At 61.7% G+C, this 20791-nt stretch carries 17 protein-coding genes; 4 read left to right on the forward strand and 13 right to left on the reverse strand.

Annotated features, from left to right (window positions below; translation table 11 throughout):
- Positions 1–101: 101 nt before the first annotated feature.
- Both mutL and AT6N2_RS07095 read left to right on the forward strand, forming a co-directional pair.
- Positions 102–1931, forward strand: coding sequence for a DNA mismatch repair endonuclease MutL (gene mutL, locus AT6N2_RS07090; RefSeq protein WP_209089518.1), 1830 nt, complete (start codon positions 102–104; stop codon positions 1929–1931).
- Between the two features lie 149 nt (positions 1932–2080).
- On the forward strand, positions 2081–2302 hold the full coding sequence (locus tag AT6N2_RS07095) for a DUF2093 domain-containing protein (RefSeq protein ID WP_144575676.1): 222 nt from the start codon (positions 2081–2083) through the stop codon (positions 2300–2302).
- Positions 2303–2503: 201 nt separating this feature from the next.
- Here the strand turns inward: AT6N2_RS07095 and lpxK are convergent, their stop codons facing one another.
- The 6 genes from lpxK to AT6N2_RS07125 all read right to left on the reverse strand — a co-directional run bounded on the left by lpxK (position 2504) and on the right by AT6N2_RS07125 (position 8599).
- Complete coding sequence (gene lpxK / locus AT6N2_RS07100) at positions 2504–3550, reverse strand: tetraacyldisaccharide 4'-kinase (protein ID WP_209089519.1); 1047 nt, start codon at positions 3548–3550, stop codon at positions 2504–2506.
- A 233-nt stretch (positions 3551–3783) separates the two neighbouring features.
- Positions 3784–4521, reverse strand: coding sequence for an HAD family hydrolase (locus AT6N2_RS07105; RefSeq protein WP_209089521.1), 738 nt, complete (start codon positions 4519–4521; stop codon positions 3784–3786).
- Positions 4515–5837 carry a lipid IV(A) 3-deoxy-D-manno-octulosonic acid transferase gene (gene waaA, locus AT6N2_RS07110; RefSeq protein ID WP_063947717.1) on the reverse strand — a complete coding sequence of 441 codons (1323 nt, stop codon included), beginning with the start codon at positions 5835–5837 and terminating at the stop codon, positions 4515–4517. The genes AT6N2_RS07105 and waaA overlap by 7 nt, the downstream gene beginning before the upstream one ends.
- 214 nt (positions 5838–6051) lie before the next feature.
- Entirely contained in the window at positions 6052–6291 is a 240-nt protein-coding gene (locus AT6N2_RS07115) for a DUF4170 domain-containing protein (protein WP_006313175.1), read from the reverse strand.
- Positions 6292–6352: 61 nt separating this feature from the next.
- Complete coding sequence (locus tag AT6N2_RS07120) at positions 6353–7159, reverse strand: 3'(2'),5'-bisphosphate nucleotidase CysQ (RefSeq protein ID WP_063947716.1); 807 nt, start codon at positions 7157–7159, stop codon at positions 6353–6355.
- Positions 7160–7252: 93 nt separating this feature from the next.
- Entirely contained in the window at positions 7253–8599 is a 1347-nt protein-coding gene (locus AT6N2_RS07125; protein WP_144575682.1) for a TldD/PmbA family protein, read from the reverse strand.
- Positions 8600–8715: 116 nt separating this feature from the next.
- Here AT6N2_RS07125 and AT6N2_RS07130 point away from each other — a divergent pair, with 116 nt between their 5' ends.
- Positions 8716–10545 carry a monovalent cation:proton antiporter-2 (CPA2) family protein gene (locus AT6N2_RS07130; RefSeq protein WP_209089523.1) on the forward strand — a complete coding sequence of 610 codons (1830 nt, stop codon included), beginning with the start codon at positions 8716–8718 and terminating at the stop codon, positions 10543–10545.
- A 91-nt stretch (positions 10546–10636) separates the two neighbouring features.
- Here AT6N2_RS07130 and AT6N2_RS07135 read toward each other — a convergent pair whose 3' ends face one another.
- The 3 genes from AT6N2_RS07135 to AT6N2_RS07145 all read right to left on the reverse strand — a co-directional run bounded on the left by AT6N2_RS07135 (position 10637) and on the right by AT6N2_RS07145 (position 14151).
- Positions 10637–11563 carry a patatin-like phospholipase family protein gene (locus AT6N2_RS07135; RefSeq protein WP_209089526.1) on the reverse strand — a complete coding sequence of 309 codons (927 nt, stop codon included), beginning with the start codon at positions 11561–11563 and terminating at the stop codon, positions 10637–10639.
- 85 nt (positions 11564–11648) lie between these two features.
- Positions 11649–12206, reverse strand: a complete 558-nt coding sequence (gene rsmD, locus AT6N2_RS07140) for a 16S rRNA (guanine(966)-N(2))-methyltransferase RsmD (protein WP_209089528.1) — start codon at positions 12204–12206, stop codon at positions 11649–11651.
- Positions 12187–14151 (reverse strand): pseudouridine synthase, encoded by a 1965-nt coding sequence (locus AT6N2_RS07145; protein WP_209089531.1) that lies wholly within the window; start codon positions 14149–14151, stop codon positions 12187–12189. The genes rsmD and AT6N2_RS07145 overlap by 20 nt, the downstream gene beginning before the upstream one ends.
- Before the next feature lie 71 nt (positions 14152–14222).
- Here AT6N2_RS07145 and AT6N2_RS07150 point away from each other — a divergent pair, with 71 nt between their 5' ends.
- On the forward strand, positions 14223–14681 hold the full coding sequence (locus tag AT6N2_RS07150; RefSeq protein ID WP_063947711.1) for a nucleoside deaminase: 459 nt from the start codon (positions 14223–14225) through the stop codon (positions 14679–14681).
- A gap of 44 nt (positions 14682–14725) precedes the next feature.
- Here AT6N2_RS07150 and AT6N2_RS07155 read toward each other — a convergent pair whose 3' ends face one another.
- The 4 genes from AT6N2_RS07155 to AT6N2_RS07170 all read right to left on the reverse strand — a co-directional run bounded on the left by AT6N2_RS07155 (position 14726) and on the right by AT6N2_RS07170 (position 20577).
- Positions 14726–15367, reverse strand: a complete 642-nt coding sequence (locus AT6N2_RS07155) for a hypothetical protein (RefSeq protein WP_063947710.1) — start codon at positions 15365–15367, stop codon at positions 14726–14728.
- 142 nt (positions 15368–15509) lie between these two features.
- Entirely contained in the window at positions 15510–18413 is a 2904-nt protein-coding gene (gene ileS / locus AT6N2_RS07160; protein ID WP_209089533.1) for an isoleucine--tRNA ligase, read from the reverse strand.
- 287 nt (positions 18414–18700) lie between these two features.
- Complete coding sequence (locus AT6N2_RS07165) at positions 18701–19681, reverse strand: bifunctional riboflavin kinase/FAD synthetase (protein ID WP_209089534.1); 981 nt, start codon at positions 19679–19681, stop codon at positions 18701–18703.
- Positions 19682–19728: 47 nt separating this feature from the next.
- Complete coding sequence (locus AT6N2_RS07170; protein ID WP_144575696.1) at positions 19729–20577, reverse strand: TIGR01459 family HAD-type hydrolase; 849 nt, start codon at positions 20575–20577, stop codon at positions 19729–19731.
- Between the last annotated feature and the right edge of the window lie 214 nt (positions 20578–20791).

A 20791-nucleotide genomic window follows, 5' to 3' on the forward strand; every position in this document is an offset into this window, starting at 1 on the left:
CCTCCCGACTATAAGAATGAGATGCCGCAAAACAGGTGAAAACCTGTCCCGGTCCGGTTTTCCCCTTTCGAAGCTGTGGCGAATCCGCGAAAATGATGATCATGGCCATCAAGCAGCTCTCAGAAACTCTCATCAACCAGATCGCCGCCGGAGAGGTCATCGAACGACCGTCCAGCGCCACGAAGGAACTTGTCGAAAACGCTATTGACGCGGGCGCCACCCGCATCGAGATTGCAACGGCTGGCGGCGGCAAGGGCCTCGTGCGGATCACCGACAATGGCTGTGGCATGTCGCCGGCCGATCTGGAGCTTGCGGTCAGGCGGCACTGCACCTCGAAAATATCCGACAATCTCGACGATATCCGCACCCTCGGTTTTCGTGGCGAGGCCCTGCCCTCCATCGGTTCGGTCGCCAAGCTGACGATCACGAGCCGGCAGCAGGGCGCGCAGCAGGGCTCGGTGATTTCGGTTACCGGCGGCAAGGTTTCGGATGTACGGCCGGCCGCCTCCAATGCAGGCACCATCGTTGAGGTGCGCGATCTGTTTTTCGCCACCCCTGCCCGGCTGAAATTCCTAAAGACCGAACGCGCCGAGGCCGCGGCCATCACGGAAGTCGTCAAGCGCATGGCGATCGCCTTCCCGCATATTCGTTTCGTGCTGTCAGGTACGGATCGGTCGACGCTCGAAATCCCCTCGACGGGAGACGACCACCTCGCCCGCATGGCGCAGATTCTCGGTGCCGACTTCAAGGATAATGCGATTGAAATCGATGCGGGCCGTGAGGATGTGACGTTGACCGGTTATGCCGGCGTTCCCACGTTCAACCGCGGCAACTCCGCGCATCAATATGTCTTTGTCAACGGACGCCCGGTTCAGGACAAGCTGCTTTTATCCGCCATTCGCGGCGCCTACGCCGAAACCGTGCCGCATGGGCGCTACCCGGTCGCGGTGCTGTCGATCACGCTCGATCCCGCTTTTGTGGATGTGAACGTGCATCCGGCGAAATCTGACGTGCGGTTTCGCGATCCAGGCCTCATACGGGGGCTGATCGTCGGCGCGATCCGCCAGGCGCTGACGCGCGATGGCGACAGGGCTGCAACGACGGGGGCGAGCCAGATGATGAATGCCTTCCGCCCGGGCTACAGTCCCTCGGGCCTGCGACCCTCCCCCGCCATGGCCGCAACCGCATCATGGTCCGCGACCACATCGCCCTCAAGGCCGCTTCCCGTTTCCGGCAACATGCAGTTTGCGGAAGCGGGCCAGTCGCGCTTTTACGACATGACCATGCCCACCGCGCGGGCGGAGCCACAGGAAATGTACGAGGCTGCGGCCACAGCTCCTGAGCCGGCGCGCTTCCCGCTTGGGGCCGCGCGGGCGCAGCTGCACGAAAACTACATCATCGCGCAGACGGAGAGCGGCCTTGTCATCGTCGATCAGCACGCCGCCCACGAGCGGCTTGTGTTCGAGCAGATGCGCACGGCGCTGCACGCGAAACGACCGGCTTCCCAGGTGTTGCTCATTCCAGAAATCATCGACCTGCCCGAGGAAGATTGCGACCGGCTGATGGAGCATGCGGCCGGTTTCGATGCACTGGGCCTCGTCATCGATCGTTTCGGCCCGGGCGCTGTTGCTGTCAGGGAAACGCCCGCCATGCTGGGAGAGGTCAATGTGCAAGGGCTGGTGCGCCAGCTTGCCGATGAGATCGCCGAATGGGATGCCGCTTCCACGCTTGCGAACAAGCTGGAATATGTCGCGGCCACCATGGCCTGCCACGGCTCCGTCCGCTCCGGCCGGCGCATGCGGCCGGAGGAGATGAACGCCCTGCTGCGGCAAATGGAAAACACGCCAGGTTCCGGCCAGTGCAATCATGGCCGGCCGACCTATATCGAATTGAAACTTTCCGATATAGAACGGCTCTTCGGTCGAAGCTGACGCCTTCTCAAATGCAAGGGCGTCAGGGCTGGCCTTGAGCCGCCCCGGCCTATATAAATTCAGATATTGGAGCATCCGGATTGTTCAGGAGAACGCTGCGCCGTTTCGGACTGGGTGCCCTGACAGGACAGAGCAGGAGACGAAAACGGATGAACAGATTTGAGGGAGGCGGAAACCGCCCTGCCGTCATCGAATATCTCGACGGTGACTTCCGCATCGTCCAGACCGGCTCGCATGTCATCTGCGCCGTGACAGGCAAAACCATCCCGCTCGACGAGCTGCGCTACTGGAGCGTCGCCCGGCAGGAGGCATATCTGGATGCGGCGGCTTCGCTGGAGGCTGAAAAGAAAGACCGGGGTCTTCCGGCATAGGTCGAAACCGGCGTGCTGACGCGTTTCCGTCTTTAAAGCGGCGTTCTCAGGTGCAGTTTCAAAGGCGGCTGGCACCCTCACTTGACGTCATCCCCGGCCGTGTGCCGAAGAGCTGCCGATGTCGTATAAATCGATAGGTTCAGATGCTCGGGACAGGCCCGAGCAAGACGCAGAAGCGGTTTCCGGACCTTCGACAATCTCTTAAAATGACGTCCGCGCATTTTCCTGCAGCAGCCGGGCGCGACAGTGTGCCACCGCCGTTTCGATGATCGTGCCAGCCGCGTTGGGATCATCGAACATCATGTCGATTTCGATCACCTGGCTGTTCCACAGAAGCTCCTCGGCCCGGCCGTGGTGTCCGCGCAGCCGCACCGCGTCCTTTGCGGTCGTGACCAGCTGCAAATGCTGTTTTTCGGAATCCTTCAGAAGATCGTCAATTTCATCGTCGCTGAAATGATGATGATCGGGGAAGGAGCGGCTCTGCACGATCTCCCCGCCGAGCGCCTCGACCGTGCGATAGAATTTGCCGGGATCGGCAATACCGGCAAAAGCCAACACGCGCTTGCCCCGGAAATCTTCCGGCTCCTGCGGCGTAATTGCGGCCACAAAAACGGGTTTGGCGGCCTTTGCCGCCTGCCGCACCAGCGGATCGGCGGCATGGCCCTTGCCCACTTTGAGCAGTCCGGTCATCTGCCGCATCTGCTCGGCAAGCGGCGCTCTCACCGGACCGCCCGGCACAAGATGGCCATTGCCTATGCCGCGCACCGTATCGATCACCACAAGCGCATAATCGAGCGTGAGCCGTGCACTTTGGAAACCATCGTCCATGATGATAAGATCGACGCCTTCCTTCACAAGCCTGCGGGCACCTTCCACGCGTCTGCGTGAAATGACCGTCACCGCCTCGCGCGCCAGAAGAAGCGGCTCATCGCCGACATCGGCGGCGCGGTGGTGCTGCGCATCGACAAGCGTGGTCACATCAAGCGTGCCGCCATAACCGCGGCTCAGGAAACCAGGCTTCATTCCCCTCGCGAGCGCGGCCCGCGCCACGGCGATCGCGGTCGGCGTTTTCCCCGCCCCGCCAACCGTGAAATTGCCGATGCAGATGACCGGGACGGGAACGCTTGCCCGTTTTGCCGTCCGCATGCGCCGGCCGGCGACCTTGCCATAAAGAAGCGATAAAGGTGACAGGAGCCATGCCTGCCAGCCTGCTTTCTGCCACCAGAAGGGCGGCGCTTCAGAAACCATCTATTCCCGCTCCCGGCCGCATCGCCCACGGCATTCCGTTCGCCATTCCACGTCTGGGAGGTTGTTTGCCAGAAAAAACCGTAAATTGCAAAAAGCTCTCCGTCATTCCGGCCCTGAGCCGCAATCCATCCGGACGCGTCTGCGCGGCGAGAAGAGTCTTTTCAGCCCAAGACTTAATCTTGGTGGGTTCCGGCTGAAGGCCGGAATGACGGAAGAGACGGGCGGTTCCCGTCTTAAACAGCCCGTTCAGGCAGCAGCGCTTCAAGCCCGGTGATGTCATCGAAACAATAATGGGCATCCGCCCCCAGGCTTTCGCGCGAGCCGGTGCCGGTGAGAACGGCGACCCTGAGACCCGCGCCGGCGTTTTTTGCCATATGGAGATCGTGGTTATTGTCGCCGACAACGGCCACGCGGTCGGGAGCGATACCGATCGCCTCACAGAAGCCGAGGACCATGCCGGGCTGCGGCTTGGTGCCGTAACCGCTGTCATAACCCGCCACGAAATCGATATCGCCTTCAAAACCAAAGCGAATGGCGGTCTGTCGAATGGAATTTTCATTGTCGCTGGAGGCGATGCCGAGCTTATAACCTCGCGCCTTCAGCCTTGCAAAAAACGCCTTGAGATCGGTGACGGGCACCGATTTATCCGCCGCCTCCGTGAACAACCGGTCGAGACGAGCCGTCAGTTCCACGACATCGCAAGGCGAGCCGGCGGCAACGAGACCGGCGGCGATTTCCGCCGTATTGCCGGCGGCGAGTAGGCTGTCAGGCACGACATGGCCAGTCACGGGGTCCATGCCGCAGGCGACAAGAAGTCTGTCGGCTAACGCGGGATCGCCCCTGGCTGCAATCGCCGCCAGTTCCCGGTTCACCGGACCCCAGCTCGCATCGTAGCCTAGAAGCGTGCCGTCCTTGTCGAAAAGCACAGCGGCAATCGATTGTGCGGGGTCAAGTTGGATATCCGCTACCATGAACCGATGGCACTCCGTGGCTGCAACTTGGCCGAGACCGTCAGCGGATTGATATAGGGCTCAAGAGCCTTGACGGTCAGGGAAAGCGCACCGCGCATATCCTGAATGACGCGGTTGCCGGCATCGATCATCTTGTAACGCTCATTGTCGTTGACCAGCAGGTAATGCACCGCCTTGGCCAGCATTTCGACATCCCGGATGATGCGCGCGCCACCGGCCCGGATGAGCTTCTGATAGGCCTCGCGGAAATTCTGCACATGCGCGCCGGAAAGAACGGCACAGCCGAGCATGGCTGGCTCCAGCGGGTTCTGCCCGCCCTCCGCCGTCAGGGAGCGGCCGACAAAGGCAAGTTCGGTCAAACGAAGGTAAAGCCCCATTTCGCCGATGGAATCGCCAAGGAAAACATCGGTTTCAGGGGTGATGGCGTCATTCCGGCTGCGGCGGGCGACCGACAGGTTCATCGCCTTCAACATCGCTTCCACCTCATCGCCACGCTCGGGATGGCGTGGCACGATGATGGTCAATTGGCCGTTTCGGGACTTGATAGCCGCATGCACGGTGGCCGCCGCCTTCTCCTCGCCGTCAAAGGTCGAGATCGCCGCCCATGTCTTGCGACTACCGATCTGTTTTCGATAGGTCTCCAGAAGCGCGTCATCGCAGGGCGGAGGGTCCGTATCGCCCTTAAGGTTTCCCGAAATCACCACCGGCCAGGAGCCGAGATCGCGGAAACGTTCGGCATCGAGATCGGATTGCGCCACCACGAGCGCCAACTTGGAAAACAGCGATTCAGCAATATCGTGACGGTTGTTCCAGCGGTCGAAGGACCGGTCCGAGAGACGCGCGTTCACACGGATCTGCGGAATGTGGCGACGCTCCAGTTCCATCATCGTCACCGGCCAGATTTCGGACTCAGCCGTGATGGCAGCATCGGGTGCCCAGTAAGTCAGGAAACGGTTGACGGCAATCTTGATATCGAGCGGCACATATTGGTGGATCACATCGTCCCCCAGCCGGGTCCGTGTAAGTTCGGCCGACGTCACCGTGCCCGTGGTGAGGAGAACGAAAATATCGCGCTTGCGGATTTCGCGGATCAGCGGGATGAGGGCGAGCGTTTCGCCGACACTTGCGGCGTGGAACCAGACGAGCGGTCCGCGCGGGCGCTCGGCGCTGGCGTAACCGAAACGCTCCAGCCGGCGGCGCTTGTCTTCCTTGCCCTTGGCGGCACGATAGGAAAGATAGGGTTTGGCGAATGGGTAAGCGGCGATACCGGCAATACGGTAACCGGAGAGAGCGAAACGTGCGATACGGCTGCTCATGACATTCTGTCCTTGATCATTCCGCGCAATGCCCTGCCCCTGTGCTGTTGTTATCGCCGCCTACTTCTTCTCAAATTGCGTCATTTTTTGTCATCGGAAACGAAAGCGCGATCACATTTTCTCGTGTCGCAATACCGTGTCCTGCCGTCTCAAGCAGGAATCACGGGTAGGCCCGCCTTCACCCAATAGTATTACAACGCAAGGGCAAAAGGACTCAAATTTTATCGTCGGGATTGAGAAGACGGTGCATATGCACGATAAAATAACGCATATGGGCGTTATCGACGGTCATCTGCGCCTTGGACTTCCAGGCGGTCAGCGCCGAAGCGTAATCCGGATAGATGCCGACGATGTCGAGCGCATTCAAATCCCGGAACTGAACATCCTGAAGGTTTTCCAGTTCGCCGCCGAAAACGAGGTGCAGCAGTTGTTTCGGTTTGCCAGTTTCCGTCATATCTTTATCTCTTTCTTGAATTCTGAGAGAGGCCTTCATCTGCGGGATTTCCCGCCAAACGTCAACCGTCAGACGGATGTGAAAACGCTTTCAAAAGTGCTGGCAGCGCATAATTTGCTGCGGCGCACAAGGCGGGGTGGTTCACCTGGCGGCGATTATACATCAGCGGTTTCCCGTCGAGCCCCGCAAGCTGGCCGCCGGCGCGTTCGAGGATCAGATCGGCGGCGGCCAGATCCCACTCGTGCGAGTTCGGCAAAACCAGTGTTCCGTCGATGCGGCCATCCGCCACCATGGCCAGTCGATAGGCCAGTGACGGCACATGCGGGACGCGCTCGACGTTATTGCGCATCGCTTCCGGCAGCCGCGTGATCGTTTCTGCGGCGGCGGCGAGGTGAAACGGGCCGGCATTGCCAAGGCTCGCGGTGATGGGGCTGCCGTTTTTCATCGCCAAACCGCCTTCTATCGCGGCGAACTCCTCCGACAGCGCCGGTGCGACGAGCACGCCCACCACCGGTCGCCCTTCATGCACCACGGCAACGCTGATGCACCACGTGTCCCTGCCGTTAATGAAGGCGCGCGTGCCATCGATGGGATCGACGACGAAGACCGTCGTACGCGCCAGCCTGTCCGTATCGTCATCCGTCTCTTCGGAAAGCCAGCCGTAATCAGGCCGGGCGGCGCGCAGAATGGTTTCGAGAATCTCATTGGCGGCATAATCGGCCGCGCTGACGGGCGAAAGCCCGCCATTCTTCCACCAAACCTCGGGGTCCTTGCGGAAAAAACCCAGCGCCGTCTCGCCCGCCTTGCGGGCGGCTTCAAGCACCAATCTCAGATCGGAGGCCCAGCGGGCCTCAGCCATAGTGTTCATCTTGCCGTCTTTTCCGCGCGCCTCAAACGGCGCGCCCGTTTTTCCCTTCGCACTTGCACATAAAGTGCCGGCGAAAACAACCCGCAGGCCGCGTCACTTGCCCGCGATCGTCATGCCTTCAATGGCAAGCGTCGGGGCCGCTACGCCATATTTGCGGTCGATATCATTGGCCGGCGTGACCCGCATGAACATGTCCTTCAGGTTGGAGGCGATGGTGACTTCGGAGACCGGGAAGGTCTTTTCGCCGTTCTCGATCCAGAAGCCGCTTGCGCCGCAGCTATATTCGCCGGTGATCATATTGGCGCCGTGGCCAATGAGTTCTGTGACGTAAAAGCCCGATCCGACCTGGCTCAGCAAATCCTCTGGCGACAAGTCGCCCGGTTCGAGCGCGAGATTGGTCGAGGCGGGCGAGACCGATGTGCCGCCGCGCACGCCGCGACCGTTTGTTTCAAGGCCGAGTTCGCGCGCGGTCGAGGTGGAGAGAAACCAGTGCTTCAAAACGCCGTCCTCGATCATCGTCATTTTTTCGCCGCGCACACCTTCGCCGTCGAAAGGACGGGATGAAGGACCACGTACGATCTGAGGATCGTCGGTGAGATAAAGGCCTTTTTTCAGCACCTGCTGGCCCATCTTGTCGCGCAGGAAGCTGGTCTTGCGGGCAACCGAAGCGCCGTTGATGGCACCGGCGATTGCGCCTACAAACCCGCGCGCGATCCGCGGATCGAAGACCACCGTGATGTTGCTGCCGGTATCGACCTGCCGCGGGCCGACGCGCCGTACGACTTTTTCACCGGCGCGGCGGCCGATCTCTTCGGCTGCATCGAGATCGGCATAATAAAGGCGGCTGTCGAAATCGTAGTCGCGCTCCATCTTTGTGCCTTCGCCAGCGATGACGCTGACCGAACGGCTGAAGCGGCTGCCCATGTAGCTGCCGGCAAAGCCATGCGAGGTGACGAGTACGAGACCGCCCATACCGCTCGATGCACCCGCGCCCGAAGAATTGCTAACGCCCTTGACCGAGAGGGCCGCCTCTTCCGCAGCAAGGGCCGCTTCCCGAAGCTGATCCGCCGAAACGTCCGTCGCGTCGAAAAGCTGGAGATCGTCATAGGATGTCGCCAGCCGTTCCTTGTCCGCAAGACAGGCAAAGGGGTCTTCCGGCGAAACCTTCGCCATGGCGACAGCCCGCTCGGCCAGCGTTTTCAGGTCGAAGCCCGGATTGGCCGAAACGCTCGCCACCCGGCGGCCGACAAAGACGCGCAGGGAAAAATCGTCGCTTTCGGAGGATTCGGTGCTTTCCACCTTGCCAAGCCGCACCCCGACCGATTGCGAGCGGGAGCGGACGACAACGGCATCCGCCTCATCGGCGCCGGCGGCGCGGGCAAGATCGACAAGTTCGCTGGCGCGATCGAGAAGTTTGGAAGAATCTATTTCTGAGGACATGAGTTGGCCTTTCATTCCTGTTCCATTTATTGTGCCAGCAACCCCGCATCAAGGGCGAAACGCCGCTTTCTCCTTCAGCACCGCGTTGTCGCCGCCTTATTCGAAAGTCCGCCACCATGACCGAGCACGACGCTCTCTTTTCCGAACCTCTGCTGCTTCTGGCCGGTGCGGTCATTGCGGCGTCTGTTTTCCGCAAGCTGGGCCTCGGGACTGTGCTCGGCTATCTCGTGGCCGGCATCATCATCGGACCGTTCCTGCATCTGGTCACGGATGCGAAGGACATCTTCAACGTCTCCGAACTCGGCGTGGTTTTCCTGCTCTTCATCATCGGGCTGGAACTCAAGCCATCGCGCATCTGGCAGATGCGGCGCGACATTCTGGGGCTGGGGCTGGCGCAGGTGCTGGTGACCGGCAGCGCGCTGGCGGCAATCGCGTGGTGGGCAGGGCTGATCGACTGGCGCGGAAGCGTGGTGGCCGGGTTCGGTCTTGCGCTTTCCTCCACGGCCTTTGCGCTGCAGATTCTCGAAGATGACGGCGACATGAACACGCGGCACGGCAACCGCTCCTTTTCAATCCTGCTGTTTCAGGATCTTGCCATCGTGCCGCTGCTGGCGCTCGTCACCATTCTTTCCAACCGGCCCGATGTGCCGACGGATTCGATGGTGTCCGATCTCATCGCCTCCGTCGTCGCGGTGGCCGGAATGATCCTTGCCGGGCGGTATCTTCTCACCCCCATGTTCCAGATCATCGCCCGCACCGGCGCACGCGAGGTCATGATTGCGGCAGCCCTTTTTGTCGTCATCGGTGCAGCGGCCATCATGGAAATGGTCGGCCTGTCGATGGGCATGGGCGCGCTGCTGGCGGGGCTGATGCTGTCTGAATCATCCTATCGCCACGAGTTGGAAGCGGATATCGAGCCATTTCGTGGCCTGTTTCTAGCGCTGTTCTTCATGGCTGTCGGCATGTCGTTGCATATCCATATCGTCTGGGAGCATCTGGCCCTCATCCTCATCGCCGTGCCAGCCATGATGGCGGTCAAGGGCGCGCTGATCTATGGGGTATGTCGGATCGCCGGCTCGTCGCGCTATGCGTCGAGCCGCATTGCCCTGCTGCTTGCGCAGGGCGGCGAGTTCGGTTTCGTGCTTTTCACGACGGCTGCCGCGTCGGGTTTATTCCCGCAGGCAACCGCCTCGATCCTTGTCGCCGTGGTCACGCTTTCCATGGCCCTAACACCGCTTCTGGCGGTGATTTCCAGGCGTCTGACGGCGGAGGACGCGGAGGAAGACAAGCTTGAGGAGGATTTCGATGGCGCGGGCGCGGATGTGCTGATGATCGGCTTTTCCCGTTTCGGCCAGATTGCTTCACAGATCCTGCTTGCCGGCGGTCGCGACGTGACCGTCATCGACAGTTCGGCCGACCGCGTACGTCAGGCCTCGCGGTTCGGCTTCCGTATCTTTTTCGGCGATGGCACCCGCAAGGACGTGTTGATCGCCGCGGGGATTGAACGGGCCGATCTCGTGGCGGTCTGCACCCATAAAAAGGACGTGACCGACCGCATCATCGACATGATCCAGTCGGAGTTTCCAAGCGTGCGTCTTTACGTCCGCTCCTATGACCGCATTCATTCGCTCGACCTCAGAAAAAGGGGCGTTGAATATGAAATCCGCGAGACGCTGGAATCAGGTCTTCTGTTCGGCAGGCGCATTCTGGAAGGGTTGGACATGGACGGCGAAAGGGCGCTCGCCATCGCCGACGACATTCGTGAACGCGATGAACAGCGGCTGGAACTGCAAGCGGTCGAAGGCCTCGCGGCAGGACGGCAGATGCTGCACAACAAGCCTGTGCGCGAGGTGAAGCCGGAGCCGCTGATGAAACCGAAGAACAAGGCGGAAAGGCGGGAGGAAGACGAGGATGCGGAGGATAGCGAAACGGAAGTTTCGCTATGAACTTCGCGGCGATATTTGGGAGCACGCCGCTTGTTTCTTCCCCCCAACGGGGAGAAGAAACGCGCAGCACCCGCCCGTTCTTAGCGATTATTCAAGCCTCCACGCCCTGCCCGCGATGAAACAGCTCCACCTGCATCTCGATCTGCCGTTTCAGATCATCCTTGATGCCGGCCGAAGCATTCAGTACCTCCTCCGACTTCAAAAAATCCAGCACGCCGAAGCGGTGCACCGGCGGGCGCAGGAAAATGTGTGGCGGGCGCAATCTGAGCTTGAGGGCAATCGCCGCCTGCATCATCAGCTGGCTGGCGCCGAACAGGCTTTCCAATCGGCTGGGCATGGTGGTTCCATCCCCCTCCGGGCCGCCGACGACATCAACGCCGATCACGATATCGGCGTGGTCAAGCAGATGCTCATAGGGGACCGGATTGAAGATGCCGCCATCGATCATGATGCGACCGTCGATACGAACCGGCATGAACAGCGCCGGAATGGCGGCTGAGGCCGCCAGCGCCTCAATGATCTCACCGCTTTCGACCACCACTTCGGTCTGGGCGTAATAATCGGTTGTTATGACTTTCAGCGGAATGGCGAGTTCGGAGAACTCCTTCGGCAACGCCTGTGGCATCAAGGCGTGAAGAATAAGTTCGAGATTGAACTGTCCGAAGCGAAAGCCATGGGCTGCGTGGCGCATCGAAGCGGGACCCAGGCTCCAGAGCCGGTTGGCGACGGAGCCCTTGCGTCCCATGAGTTCGAGCGTGTACTCGCGGATGTCGCGGCCTGACATGCCGGCAGCCATGCCCGCGCCGATGATGGACCCGATGGAAGAACCGGAGATTGCGACCGGCCGGATGCCGAGTTCGTCAAGCGCCTCGACGACATTGATATGGCAGATGCCGCGCGCGCCGCCGCCGCCGAGCGCCAGTCCGAATGTCGGCTCATGGCCTTTTTGACCGTCGCGCCCGGGAACCTCTTCTCCGGCGCTGACGATCGTGATCCCCTCGTTGCCAGCCTGATCCATGCAAAACACCCCAGAAGTTTACCACGGTAAGGGTTCTGCCTATTGCGCAAACAAGACAAGACCGTGACTGACGGGGCGTGTCCCGTCAGGGCTCGTAGCGGTAGAAATGCATTTTCGTGTCGCCGAAGATGCGGCTTTCGAGCAGCTTGAACGCCGGATCGACATTGACTGCCACATCGCCGCGCTCTTCCAATATGGCAAGCGCGCCGGGGTTCAGCCAGCCGCCGGTATGGGCCGCCGCAAACGCCTTTTCGCCGTGGCCGTGACCATAGGGCGGATCGGCGAAAAGAAGATCGAAGGGCTCGATGTTGTTGACGCCGCCGAGCTTGGTGGCGTCACGCCGCAAGATACGGGCGCGACCATGCAGGCCGAGCGCATCGATGTTTTCCCACAGAAGGCCCCTGCCCTCGACGCCGTTCTCGACGAACAGCGCCACGCGACAGCCGCGCGACAGCGCCTCCAGCCCAACCGCACCCGTTCCGGCGAAAACGTCCAGGACGCGCGTGCCGTCAAGAGTTTCCGGATAGGCGTGGCTCAGAATGTTGAAGAGGCTTTCCCTTGTCCTGTCGATGGTCGGACGAATGGAATTCGATTTCGGCGCGGCCAATGTGCGGCCGCGAAACTCACCGCCTACGATCCGCATTACGTGTCATTCCCCTGCCTCCAGAAGGTTTGCCACCCGGGCCTTTGCCGCCCGGTTTGCCGCCACCGGGGCCACCGGGGCCTTTGCTCTTGCCTGAGAAACCAGAACGCTCGCCACGCTCGCCCGACTTGGCGAAAGACGGCTTGCCGAAGCCTGGCTTGCCCCCCGGCTTGCCACCGCGGGGCTTGTCGCCGGCCGGGCGCGCGCCGCGCGGACGATCACCGTCTTCACGGGGCCTGTCGCGGAAGGGGCGGTCACCGGCAGGTCTTTCACCACGGGCGGGGCGGTCACCGGCAGGTCTTTCACCACGGGCGGTGCGGTCACCAAAGCTCTTTTCGCCACGGGGGCGATCACGGTCGCCGTCCTCACGCGGGCGGTCACGGAACGGCCGGTCGCCAAAGGGCTTGTCACCGCGAGCCGGACGGTCGCCGAAGCTCTTTTGACCGCGCGGGCGGTCGCCATCCTCGCGTGGCCGGTCACGGAAGGGACGGTCGCCAAAAGACTTTCCGCCGCGTCCACCACGATCACCAAAACTCTTTTCGCCGCGCGGACGGTCGCCGCGTCCGCGGCCACCTTCTTCTTCGCGCGGGGAGTCGGAGCGGATCCACTCGCCTTCGGCATCCGCATGTCGCACGACGTTGCGGCGGGCTTCATCCTGCGCAGATGGTTTCTTGAACAGGCTTTCGGCCTCCGCGCGGGCGGAAGACTTGCGCTCCTTGCCATCACGCGTCGGCCTTGCACCGGGCGCCATCCAGACATTCGCCGTGCGGCTCGTGCCAGCGGGCTGGCGTGGGCGGCGGTCGTCACCCTCATCCTCGTTGCGGCCCTTCGCGCCGAACTTACCCGCAGGTTTCGCGCCAAATTTTCCGGCGGGCTTGTCGCCGCGCTTGGTGTCGAGGCGGCCGAGCGCCTTTTCGCGACGATCCTCGGACTTGCCGCCCTTGTCGGACCGCTCCCTGCCAGCAGGCGCGTCGCTCTTTGCCCATTCGGACTTCACGGGCCGCTTCGGCGCACTGTCGTCCTCGTCTTCGGTGGCATTATTGTAGATCGGCGCGTCGAAATTGGCGCCAGCCTGTTCTATCAGGCGTGGGCCCAGCTGGTCGCGCAGCATGCGGCCGCGCACTTCGAGCACCTTGCCTTCGGGCAGATCGCCGAGCTGGAACGGGCCGTAGGATACGCGGATCAGGCGGTTCACCTCAAGACCAAGCGCGCCGAGCACGTTCTTGATCTCGCGGTTCTTGCCTTCGCGCAGGCCCATGCTGATCCACACATTGTGACCCTGCGTGCGATCGAGCGTGGCATCGATTGCGCCGTAGAGCACGCCATCGACGGCAATGCCTTCCTTCAGCTTGTCGAGCGCTGCCTGATCCACTTCGCCATGGGCCCGCACGCGGTACCGGCGCAGCCAGCCGGTGGTCGGCAGTTCCAGCACGCGGGAGAGACCGCCATCATTGGTGAGCAGCAGCAGGCCTTCGGTGTTGATATCGAGGCGGCCGATGGAGAGCACGCGCGGCAGCTCTGCGGGAAGATTATCGAAGACGGTCGGGCGGCCTTCCGGGTCGGAATTGGTGGTCACCAGACCGGCGGGCTTGTGGTAGAGCCACAGCCGCGTGCGCTCGGCGCCACGGATAGGCATGCCGTCCACTTCGATCTTGTCCGACAGCGTGGCGTTGACGACGGGCGTGTCCAGCTTGACGCCGTTCAGCGACACACGGCCTTCCATGATCATGCGCTCGACGTCGCGGCGCGAGGCCACACCGGCGCGTGCCATGATTTTGGAGATACGCTCGGGCTTGGAGCCACCAACGGTTTCCGGCAGCGGGGCTGCCTTTGCCTCGGCGGGCTTGGCGTCGCGCTGTGCGGCCGGCTTGCCTGGGCCTTTGGGCTTCTTGTCGCGGCTAAATGTCTTGCCGCCGTCACGCTTCGGCTTGTCTTTAAAAGTCATTTGCTGTTTGCCTGTTGTTTGGGCTGTCCTATCAGGTCCAAGCACAAGGGTTAAGAGGAAATTGAAACGCAATGGCCGAAAGGACGCATTTCATGGAACTGGCGCTGGCGGAAGCCCGTGCCGCGGCTGAGCGGAATGAGGTTCCGATCGGCGCGGTCGTGGTTCTGAACGGGCGCGTGATCGCCAAATCCGGCAATCGTACCCGAGAATTGCATGATGTGACGGCGCACGCCGAAATCGCCGCGATCCGCATGGCCTGCGAGGCATTGGGACAGGAACGCCTGACCGATGCCGATCTCTACGTGACGCTGGAGCCCTGCACCATGTGCGCCGCGGCGATCTCGTTTGCCCGTATCCGCAGACTTTATTACGGCGCACGGGACCCGAAGGGCGGCGCCGTGGAGAGCGGCGTTCGCTTCTTCAGCCAACCCACCTGCCACCATGCGCCCGATGTCTATTCAGGAATGGCGGAAAGCGAAAGCGCAGACATCCTGCGGCAGTTTTTTCGCGAGAAACGTCTCGACGACTAAGCAGCCTCCGGGAGGATCAAATCGCCCGCAGGCCGCCATTGTCTTTACTGGAAGGGGTTCCACCAGCTCTTGCCGGTGCCCGCAACAGCCGCTTCTTTCTTGCGGCGCTTTTCCTTCTTCTGCTCGGGTTCGCCGAGATCGGTCAGCTGATCCTGCGGAACGCTGCGATATTCAGCCGGCGGATCGGTCAGGAACTTGCGCTGTGCGTTGACGACGGAACCGCCCTGTGCTTCGGCCTTGGCCTTGCGGAAGGCTTCCCACTTCTGGCTTTCGGTCATCTGACCGGCCGTACCGTTGCCTGCAAGCAGCGGCGAGCGGTAATGCGGGTTGTTCTTGTTGGCATCCGCCTCGTCGCGCAGACGTTCGCGGGTTTCTTCCGGCGATTCGACCCATTGCGGGTTGTTTTCGCGGTTGGCCATGTTCTGCTGCGGTGTGGTCAGCTGTTCGGCGCGGGCCTGGGCGGGAACGACGAGGCCGGGGCGCGGGCCATATTTCAGGTTGCGCTTGCTCTGGTCGCCGGTGATCGAGGTTGCGTTGCCCAGGTCGTCGACGAGCTGTTCGGCCGCCGTCTTGCCCGTTCCGTAGGTCGGGCTGGTGCAGGCGCCCAGCAGCACGCCTATCGTCGTGACGCCAACAACCGTGCGAAACATGCCCAAACCCTGCGCATTACCCTGCATCGTCTTCATTGAAACCCTTCCAGCCGTCCGTCCCACTTCGCCAGACATCGTCTTTCGGCAGGCGGCAGCCCGCATTGCCGTGCAAATCCGGCCATTTTCAGGCAGGTGTACCGGATGAAGAGGCAAAGCGCAATTCATCCGGTCATTTTCATTACGAGAGTGCGGCAAGCTCACGCAGGGCCGCCGCATCGCGGGCAGAAACCTCAGGATAATCCGGATCGGACCCGACATCGGTGGTGATGCGCCACGAACGGGCGCATTTCACGCCCTCCGCCAGCTTCTGCTCGACCACAACCTTCGGCACTTCCGGCAGGCGGAAACCGTCAGCAGGGCCTTCGTCACCCACAACCGTGATGGCTGAGGTGATGCAGATTTCGGCAAAGTCCTGATCCTTCAGCGCGGCCAGCAGATCGGCGTCGGCGATGTGGACCACAGGTGCTGCCTCCAGCGAGGAGCCGATGCGCTTTTCACGGCGCTCGACTTCAAGCGCACCCGTCACGACGGTGCGGACCTTGCGGATTTTCTCCCACTTCGCTTCCAGCGCATCGTTCTTCCAGTTTGCCGGGATTTCCGGGAACTGGGCGAGATGCACCGACTCCGCATCCGGGTAGCGCGACAGCCACGCTTCTTCCGTGGTGAAGGGCAGCATGGGGGCAAGCCACGACACCAGGCAATCGAACAGCTTGGCGATGACCGACAGGGCCGCGCGGCGCTTCAGCGACGACGGCGCGTCGCAATACAGCGTGTCCTTGCGGACGTCGAAATAGAAGGCCGAAAGCTCGACATTGGCAAAGTCGATCAGCGCGCGGGTGATCTTCTTGAACTCGAAGCCGTCATAACCTTCGCGAACAACGCCATCCAGTTCGGACAGGCGGTGCAGCACCAGCTTTTCCAGCTCCGGCAGATCGTCATAGGCGATCTCCTCGCCCTTGTAATGGGCGAGCGTACCGAGCATCCAGCGGATGGTGTTGCGCAGCTTGCGATAGGCATCGACATTGGTCTGGATGATGGCCTTGCCGAGGCGCTGGTCTTCCCAGTAATCCGTGGTCATCACCCAGAGGCGCAGGATATCGGCACCCGACTGGCTCATGACTTCCTGCGGGGCGACCACGTTGCCGAGCGACTTCGACTGCTTGCGCCCCTGCTCGTCCATGGTGAAACCGTGGGTCACAACGGCATTGTAGGGCGCACGGCCACGCGTCGCGCAGCTTTCCAGCAGGGACGAATGGAACCAGCCGCGATGCTGGTCGGAGCCTTCGAGATAGACATCCGCCGGCCATTTCAAATCGGGTCGGTCTTCCAGCGTGAAGGTGTGGGTGCAGCCGCTGTCGAACCAGACGTCGAGGATGTCCATGACCTGCTGCCACTTGGCGTGGTCGTGATCATTGCCAAGGAAGCGTTCCTTGGCGCCTTCGGCGAACCAGGCGTCAGCACCTTCGGCCTCGAAGGCCTCGAGGATGCGGGCGTTGACGGCCTCATCGATCAGGACTTCACCCTTCTCGTCGGCGAAGACGGCGATCGGCACGCCCCAGCTACGCTGGCGCGACAGGACCCAGTCGGGGCGGCCTTCGATCATGGCGCGCAGACGGTTCTGGCCGGAAGCCGGCACGAAGCGGGTCTGGTCGATGGCGGAAAGCGAACGGGAGCGCAGCGTTGTGCCGTCGCCCAGTTCCTTGTCCATATAGACGAACCATTGCGGCGTGTTGCGGAAGATGACAGGCTTCTTGGAGCGCCAGCTATGCGGATAGCTGTGCTTCAGACGGCCGCGGGCAAACAGGTTGTTTTCCGTGATCAGCGCCTTGATGACTCGATCATTGGCGTCACCCTTCTTGCCGTTATCGTCCATGACGCGGGCAGCACCGCCTTCGGCCGACGGGCCGAAACCGGGGGCGTCTTCGGTGTAGAAACCGTCGTCGCCGACCGTGAACGGGATCTTGGAGGAGATGCCGCGCGCTTCCAGATCGCGCGCCTGCGCCATCCACGCGTCAAAGTCCTCGCGGCCATGGCCGGGGGCCGTGTGCACAAAGCCGGTACCGGCATCGTCGGTGACGTGATCGCCATCGAGAACCGGAACAGGGAAGGTGTAACCCAGCGAAGCCAGCGGGTGGGCGCAGGTGACAGCCGCGAGTTCTTCCGCTTTCACATCGCGCAGGCGTGTGAATTCGAGCTTTGCCTTGGCAAAGCACTCGGCAGCCAGCTTGTCTGCGAAAACGAGTTTTTCGCCCGGCTGCGGCCCGAAATCATTCGTCGCTGCCGTGACCTCGTAAAGGCCATAGGCGATGCGCGAGGAAAACGAGACGGCGCGGTTGCCCGGGATCGTCCAAGGCGTGGTCGTCCAGATGACGATCGAAGCGCCATTGAGCTCGGCAGAGCCCTCAACGACCGGGAACTTCACCCAGATCGTGTCGCTCTCGACGTCATGATATTCGACTTCCGCTTCCGCCAGCGCCGTACGTTCCACGACCGACCACATGATCGGCTTGGAACCGCGGTAGAGTTGGCCGCTCTTGGCGATCTTCAAAAGTTCGCCGGCGATACGGGCTTCGGCGTGGAAGTTCATCGTCGTGTAAGGGTTTTCGAAGTCGCCCTCGATGCCGAGGCGCTTGAACTCTTCCGACTGGACCTTGATCCAGCCGGCCGCGAACTCACGGCACTCCTTGCGGAATTCGTTGACCGGAACCTCGTCCTTGTTCTTGCCCTTGGCGCGGTAGGATTCCTCGATCTTCCATTCGATCGGCAGGCCGTGGCAATCCCAGCCCGGCACGTAATTGGCGTCGTAACCGCGCATCTGGAACGAGCGGGTGATGACGTCCTTCAGGATCTTGTTCAGCGCATGGCCGATATGGATGTTGCCATTGGCATAGGGCGGGCCGTCATGCAGCACGAATTTTTCGCGGCCGGCGGCCGAGGCGCGCAGCTTCTTGTAAAGGCCCATCTCCTGCCAGCGTTTTACCGTTTCCGGTTCCTTCTGCGGCAAGCCGGCGCGCATCGGAAAATCCGTCTGCGGCAGATAGAGGGTGGTGGAGTAGTCCAGTTTTTCTGCGGTGTCGCTCATAATCGTACCGTTGTTGCGCGCCGTATCGGTCGCGCGATCTCAATTGCAAAGAGGGCAAATTCGGAAAGCGCCATGTCATTCCACATGTCCTAAAAACCACATGTGATGGAAGCGCCAAAATCCCGGACCTTCCGGCTCTCTCAGAGCGGGCGGAAGGCCGGGCCAATAATTCGGCCAATCTGAACTGCAAATTTCAACCGGTATTGGGACATGGACGGTTGTTTATGCGGTTTCCCGGCAAAAAGGAAGTGAAAAGCGACGGTGATGGGCGAGCCGATGGCGGAGGGTCAGAATGCGATCTTCGCATCCAGTTCGCTGAGCGGACGCACGCCCGAAAGCATCGCCCTCGCCTCCTCTTCATCGCGCCTGATCTGGGCAACCAGCGGATCGAGCCCGTCGAACTTCAATTCATCGCGCAGGTGGCCGAAGAAGGAGACCGAGCAGACCTCGCCATAGAGATCGCCCGAAAAATCAAAAACGAATGTTTCGAGCAGCGCTGCGCCGTTGTCCGTGACGGTCGGGCGATAACCGAAGCTCGCCACGCCGTCGCGGATCGAGCCATCAGGCCGTCGGAAGCGAACGGCATAGATGCCGGCCTTCAGCTCCGTTTCCGGCGCCAGGGCCATGTTGGCGGTGGGGTAACCCAGCGTGCGGCCAAGCTTCTGGCCGCCGATGACTTCGCTTTCCACCGTGAAACGGTAACCGAGCAGGCCCGCGGCGCCCGCCACATCGCCCTCGCACAGAAGCGAACGTATCCGGCTCGAAGAAACGACATCCGCGCCCTCGTCGCGGAAGGCATCCACCAGAGTCACGTCGAAACCATGGCGTTTGCCTGCTTCCATCAGGAATGCCGGCCCACCTTCCCGACCCTTGCCGAAATGGAAATCGAAGCCGGTGACGACGGCGCTGGCATGCAGCCAGTCAATCAGGATGGACTGGACGAATTCTTCCGCCGAGCGCTGCGAAAACTCGCGGTCGAACGGATATTCGATGACGGAGCGGAAACCGATAGCTTCGAGGATGCGCGCTTTCAAAGGGGCGGGTGTGAGGCGGAACACGGGCGTGTCGGGCCTGAACACGGAACGGGGATGCGGCTCGAAGGTCAGCACCAGCGCGGGGACGCCGCGAGCTTCCGCCAGTTCAAGCGCACGATCGAGCACGGCCCGGTGGCCGCGATGCACGCCATCGAAATTGCCGATGGCGACGACGCCGCCACGAAGAGCTTCCGGCAGCGGCTCCTTTTGTTCATTGCGGTGAAAGACGGTCATGACAGTCGATCCATTCCAGCGCCAGCTGTTGATGAGGCGAGACGCCCTCAGGCCAGTCTAGGCATCCACCAGCCGGGAGAAGCACCTTGCCCCTTGAGATAGGCATTCAGAAGCGCCTCGTCCGTCTGGCCGTTCAGCGTATATTCGGCGACGTGAATACCGCCGCTGATATAAAGAAGGTTGAGGCCGCTCGCAATCGCACCCTTCACATCCGTCGGCATGCCATCGCCGATGGCGAGAACGCGATCCTTGGCGAAAGCACCGCGCACCTCCTTGGCCGCAGCCAGGCAGGCCTCATAGATCGGCGCATGCGGCTTCCCGGCGATGCGGACTTCGCCACCGAGCTGTTCGTAATAAGCGGCCATGGCGCCGGCGCAGGGAATGATGCGCTCGCCGCGTTCGACCACCAGATCCGGGTTGGCGCAGATCATCGGGACCTTGCGGGCGACGAAGCTCTTGAGCATGTCGGTATAATCTTCCGGCGTTTCGGTCTCGTCGTCGAAAAAGCCGGTGCAGACGACAGAGTCAGCCTCCGCTTCGCCAACCACCTCGACATCGAGGCCTTCGAGCAGCGGCATGTCTCGCTCGGGACCAAGCAGGAAGACCTTTCTGGGGCCTTCCGCTATCAGGCCGCGCGTGACGTCGCCTGAGGTGATGATGCGGTCATAGGCCTCGTCGGGCACGCCGAGCACACGAAGCTGCGCAATGACGCCGGGGGCAGGACGCGGGGAATTGGTGATGAGCACGACCGTCTTGCCGGCCTCGCGCGCGGTCCGCAGCGCAATCGCCGCATCCGGGAAAGCGCTGACACCATTGTGCAATACGCCCCAGACATCCGAAAGAATGACATCGAACCCATCAGTGATGTCGCCGAGAGTATGAATGCGGTGGGCCATGAGATGCTTTCCGGATGCGAGAAGAGGGTGTGCGTCACATCGCAAAGCGGAAGGCCGATGGCAAGGAAAAAAGCGCCGCCGCGCCGGGCTTGCAGCCGGCTGACACAGTCCGGACACAAATGTCGCGTGGCTTCCCAACCTTCGCAACAGGCCGAAGGAATGCCGCCACAGCCTTCGCTCGGGAAGGGAAAAATTCCGTCACGGAACGCTGATA

It is taken from the genome of Agrobacterium tumefaciens (assembly GCF_017726655.1).
GTDB classification, from domain to species: domain Bacteria; phylum Pseudomonadota; class Alphaproteobacteria; order Rhizobiales; family Rhizobiaceae; genus Agrobacterium; species Agrobacterium tumefaciens_B.